Source organism: Rheinheimera sp. 4Y26 (genome assembly GCF_025245835.1).
Lineage (GTDB): Bacteria > Pseudomonadota > Gammaproteobacteria > Enterobacterales > Alteromonadaceae > Pararheinheimera.
Genome location: NZ_JAOBWS010000030.1, coordinates 1 through 5,289 on the forward strand (window position 1 = coordinate 1; position 5,289 = coordinate 5,289).

The 5,289-nt window shown below is 50.7% G+C and carries 2 tRNA genes and 3 rRNA genes; all 5 read left to right on the top strand.

Going from position 1 to position 5,289, the window contains the following annotated elements:
- Positions 1-133 precede the first annotated feature (133 nt).
- The 5 genes from N3Z11_RS17970 to rrf all read left to right on the top strand — a co-directional run bounded on the left by N3Z11_RS17970 (position 134) and on the right by rrf (position 5,281).
- Positions 134-1,658: ribosomal RNA gene (locus tag N3Z11_RS17970) — 16S ribosomal RNA — on the top strand.
- An 86-nt stretch (positions 1,659-1,744) separates the two neighbouring features.
- Positions 1,745-1,821, top strand: a tRNA-Ile gene (locus N3Z11_RS17975).
- Positions 1,822-1,920: 99 nt separating this feature from the next.
- Positions 1,921-1,996 (top strand) — tRNA-Ala (locus N3Z11_RS17980).
- Between the two features lie 189 nt (positions 1,997-2,185).
- Positions 2,186-5,068: ribosomal RNA gene (locus N3Z11_RS17985) — 23S ribosomal RNA — on the top strand.
- 98 nt (positions 5,069-5,166) lie between these two features.
- Positions 5,167-5,281 (top strand): 5S ribosomal RNA (gene rrf / locus N3Z11_RS17990).
- The 16S, 23S and 5S rRNA genes sit together here with 2 tRNA genes alongside, the layout of an rRNA operon.
- The last annotated feature ends 8 nt before the right edge of the window (positions 5,282-5,289 follow it).

The following is a 5,289-nucleotide window of genomic DNA, read 5'->3' on the forward strand; positions in this document are numbered from 1 at the left end:
CACGCTCTTTAACAATTAGCAATCAATCATCTGTGTGGGCACTCGTGATAGAAGATTCGCAAAAACGAATTAACTTAGTATGAGTGACCAGATAGTAAAATATTTAGTCAGTAATACTGAGCTTGAAAAACTTTAATTGAAGAGTTTGATCATGGCTCAGATTGAACGCTGGCGGCAGGCCTAACACATGCAAGTCGAGCGGGAACTTCGGTTCTAGCGGCGGACGGGTGAGTAATGCGTAGGAAGCTACCCGACAGAGGGGGATACCAGTTGGAAACGACTGTTAATACCGCATAATGTCTACGGACCAAAGTGTGGGACCTTCGGGCCACATGCTGTCGGATGCGCCTACGTGGGATTAGCTAGTTGGTGAGGTAATGGCTCACCAAGGCGACGATCCCTAGCTGGTTTGAGAGGATGATCAGCCACACTGGAACTGAGACACGGTCCAGACTCCTACGGGAGGCAGCAGTGGGGAATATTGGACAATGGGCGCAAGCCTGATCCAGCCATGCCGCGTGTGTGAAGAAGGCCTTCGGGTTGTAAAGCACTTTCAGTAGGGAGGAAGAGTTGAGTGTTAATAGTACTCAGCTTTGACGTTACCTACAGAAGAAGCACCGGCTAACTCTGTGCCAGCAGCCGCGGTAATACAGAGGGTGCAAGCGTTAATCGGAATTACTGGGCGTAAAGCGCACGCAGGCGGTTGGTTAAGTCAGATGTGAAAGCCCCGGGCTCAACCTGGGAATTGCATTTGAAACTGGCCAACTAGAGTACGTGAGAGGGGGGTAGAATTCCAAGTGTAGCGGTGAAATGCGTAGAGATTTGGAGGAATACCAGTGGCGAAGGCGGCCCCCTGGCACGATACTGACGCTCAGGTGCGAAAGCGTGGGGAGCAAACAGGATTAGATACCCTGGTAGTCCACGCCGTAAACGATGTCTACTAGCTGTTCGTGGTCTTGTACTGTGAGTAGCGCAGCTAACGCACTAAGTAGACCGCCTGGGGAGTACGGTCGCAAGATTAAAACTCAAATGAATTGACGGGGGCCCGCACAAGCGGTGGAGCATGTGGTTTAATTCGACGCAACGCGAAGAACCTTACCTACTCTTGACATCTAGCGAAGATTGTAGAGATACGATTGTGCCTTCGGGAACGCTAAGACAGGTGCTGCATGGCTGTCGTCAGCTCGTGTTGTGAAATGTTGGGTTAAGTCCCGCAACGAGCGCAACCCTTATCCTTAGTTGCCAGCGAGTAATGTCGGGAACTCTAGGGAGACTGCCGGTGATAAACCGGAGGAAGGTGGGGACGACGTCAAGTCATCATGGCCCTTACGAGTAGGGCTACACACGTGCTACAATGGTATGTACAGAGGGAGGCAAGCTGGCGACAGTGAGCGGATCTCTTAAAGCATATCGTAGTCCGGATCGCAGTCTGCAACTCGACTGCGTGAAGTCGGAATCGCTAGTAATCGCAAATCAGAATGTTGCGGTGAATACGTTCCCGGGCCTTGTACACACCGCCCGTCACACCATGGGAGTGGGTTGCAAAAGAAGTAGGTAGCTTAACCTTCGGGAGGGCGCTTACCACTTTGTGATTCATGACTGGGGTGAAGTCGTAACAAGGTAACCCTAGGGGAACCTGGGGTTGGATCACCTCCTTACCATCAGCGAACTGCTGTTGCGTAGTGTCCACACAGATGATTGATTGTAACGTAGAGCAAACAGTAAGAACCATTGCGGTTACGGCTGGTCTGTAGCTCAGGTGGTTAGAGCGCACCCCTGATAAGGGTGAGGTCGGTAGTTCGAGTCTACTCAGACCAACCAAATTCTGCTTTATGCTTCGTTGCTTACAAACTCGTGTACAAAAGTACACTTCGTTCATAAGCGCCTTGCCTAAAACAGAATTGAACCGAATCACGATTTGGGGTTATAGCTCAGCTGGGAGAGCGCCTGCCTTGCACGCAGGAGGTCAGCGGTTCGATCCCGCTTAACTCCACCATTCCTTGTGAATGAACACTGTTTGAAAACTCAAAGACAAACTCTCTGGTAAGAGACTTTATCTTTGAGCTTTATGCTCAACGCTCTTTAACAATTAGGCAAGCTGATAGTAGTAAAAATAAAGGTCAACAATTTTATTGTGAACCTTAAGCACGATACTTACGGTCCTGAAGACAATTTGGGGTTGTATGGTTAAGTGACTAAGCGTACACGGTGGATGCCTTGGCAGTCAGAGGCGATGAAGGACGTGCTAACCTGCGAAAAGCTGTGAGAAGTCGGTAAGAGACGTTAGACTCACAGATGTCCGAATGGGGAAACCCACCAGATTTATCTGGTATCGTATGATGAATACATAGTCATACGAGGCGAACCGGGAGAACTGAAACATCTAAGTACCCCGAGGAAAAGAAATCAACCGAGATCCCCTTAGTAGCGGCGAGCGAACGGGGGCTAGCCCTTAAGCTAGTCAAGAGTTAGTGGAATCATCTGGAAAGTTGAGCGATACAGGGTGATAGCCCCGTACACGAAAAATCTTGATTAGTGAAAACGAGTAGGACGGGACACGAGACATCCTGTTTGAATATGGGGGGACCATCCTCCAAGGCTAAATACTCCTGACTGACCGATAGTGAACCAGTACCGTGAGGGAAAGGCGAAAAGAACCCCTGTTAGGGGAGTGAAATAGAACCTGAAACCGTGTACGTACAAGCAGTGGGAGCCCCTTCGTGGGGTGACTGCGTACCTTTTGTATAATGGGTCAGCGACTTACATTCTGTAGCGAGGTTAACCGAATAGGGGAGCCGTAGGGAAACCGAGTCTTAACTGGGCGAATAGTTGCAGGGTGTAGACCCGAAACCGGGCGATCTACCCATGAGCAGGTTGAAGGTTGGGTAACACTAACTGGAGGACCGAACCCACTAATGTTGAAAAATTAGGGGATGACTTGTGGGTCGGAGTGAAAGGCTAATCAAGCTCGGAGATATCTGGTTCTCCTCGAAAGCTATTTAGGTAGCGCCTCGAGCGAATACCACTGGGGGTAGAGCACTGTTAAGGCTAGGGGGTCATCCCGACTTACCAACCCTTTGCAAACTCCGAATACCAGTGAGTACTACTCGGGAGACACACGACGGGTGCTAACGTCCGCCGTGAAAAGGGAAACAACCCAGACCACCAGCTAAGGTCCCAAAGTCATGGTTAAGTGGAAAACGATGTGGAAAGGCATAGACAGCTAGGAGGTTGGCTTAGAAGCAGCCACCCTTTAAAGAAAGCGTAATAGCTCACTAGTCGAGTCGGTCTGCGCGGAAGATGTAACGGGGCTAAACCATGCACCGAAGCTGTGGACTTGTGCTAAGCACAAGTGGTAGAGGAGCGTTCTGTAAGCCGTTGAAGGTATCTCGTGAGGGGTGCTGGAGGTATCAGAAGTGCGAATGCTGACATAAGTAACGATAAGGGGAGTGAAAAACTTCCCCGCCGGAAGACCAAGGGTTCCTATCCCATGCTAATCAGGGTAGGGTAAGTCGGCCCCTAAGGCGAGGGCGAAAGCCGTAGTCGATGGGAAACGGGTTAATATTCCCGTACCGACAGTACTGCGATGGGGGGACGGAGAAGGCTAGGCAGGCATGGCGTTGGTAGTCCATGTAAAAGTATGTAGGTTGGGCGTTTAGGAAAATCCGGATGCCTAAGACTGAGATACGAGACGAGCCACTACGGTGGTGAAGCTGTTGATGCCACGCTTCCAGGAAAAGCCTCTAAGCTTCAGGTACTTGTCGACCGTACTCGAAACCGACACAGGTGGTCAGGTAGAGAATACCAAGGCGCTTGAGAGAACTCTGGTGAAGGAACTAGGCAAAATAGTACCGTAACTTCGGGAGAAGGTACGCTCTTGGGTGTGAAGGACTTGCTCCGTAAGCATCTGAGAGTCGCAGTGACCAGCTGGCTGCAACTGTTTATTAAAAACACAGCACTCTGCAAACTCGAGAGAGGACGTATAGGGTGTGACACCTGCCCGGTGCCGGAAGGTTAATTGATGGGGTTAGCGCAAGCGAAGCTCTTGATCGAAGCCCCGGTAAACGGCGGCCGTAACTATAACGGTCCTAAGGTAGCGAAATTCCTTGTCGGGTAAGTTCCGACCTGCACGAATGGTGTAATGATGGCCAGGCTGTCTCCACCAGAGACTCAGTGAAATTGAAATTGCGGTGAAGATGCCGTATACCCGCGGCTAGACGGAAAGACCCCGTGAACCTTTACTATAGCTTGGCACTGAACATTGACCCTACATGTGTAGGATAGGTGGGAGGCTTTGAAGCGGGAACGCCAGTTCTCGTGGAGCCGTCCTTGAAATACCACCCTTGTATGTTTGATGTTCTAACGTGGGCCCCTAATCGGGGTTGCGGACAGTGTCTGGTGGGTAGTTTGACTGGGGCGGTCTCCTCCTAAAGAGTAACGGAGGAGCACGAAGGTTGGCTAAGTACGGTCGGACATCGTACGGTTAGTGCAAAGGCAGAAGCCAGCTTAACTGCGAGACAGACACGTCGAGCAGGTACGAAAGTAGGTCTTAGTGATCCGGTGGTTCTGTATGGAAGGGCCATCGCTCAACGGATAAAAGGTACTCCGGGGATAACAGGCTGATACCGCCCAAGAGTTCATATCGACGGCGGTGTTTGGCACCTCGATGTCGGCTCATCACATCCTGGGGCTGAAGTCGGTCCCAAGGGTATGGCTGTTCGCCATTTAAAGTGGTACGCGAGCTGGGTTTAGAACGTCGTGAGACAGTTCGGTCCCTATCTGCCGTGGGCGTTGGATGATTGATTGGAGTTGCTCCTAGTACGAGAGGACCGGAGTGAACGAACCGCTGGTGTTCGGGTTGTCATGCCAATGGCACTGCCCGGTAGCTATGTTCGGAACGGATAACCGCTGAAAGCATCTAAGCGGGAAGCCGGCCAAAAGATGAGTCATCCCTTGTACCTTGAGTACACATAAGGGTTGTTGGAGACCACAACGTTGATAGGTGAGGTGTGGAAGCGTAGTGATACGTTAAGCTAACTCATACTAATTGCCCGAGAGGCTTAACCATACAACGCCCAAGTTGTTTTGAGCGTAAGAAGTGCGAATAGCTACTATCAAGATTAAAAATCAAAGCTTGTCTAAGTTAAAGAAGCTAAACAGTTTTTGCCTGGTGGCAATAGCGCTGTGGAACCACCTGAATCCATTCCGAACTCAGAAGTGAAACGCAGCTGCGACGATGGTAGTGTGGCAGATGCCATGCGAGAGTAGTACACCGCCAGGCTCCCAATA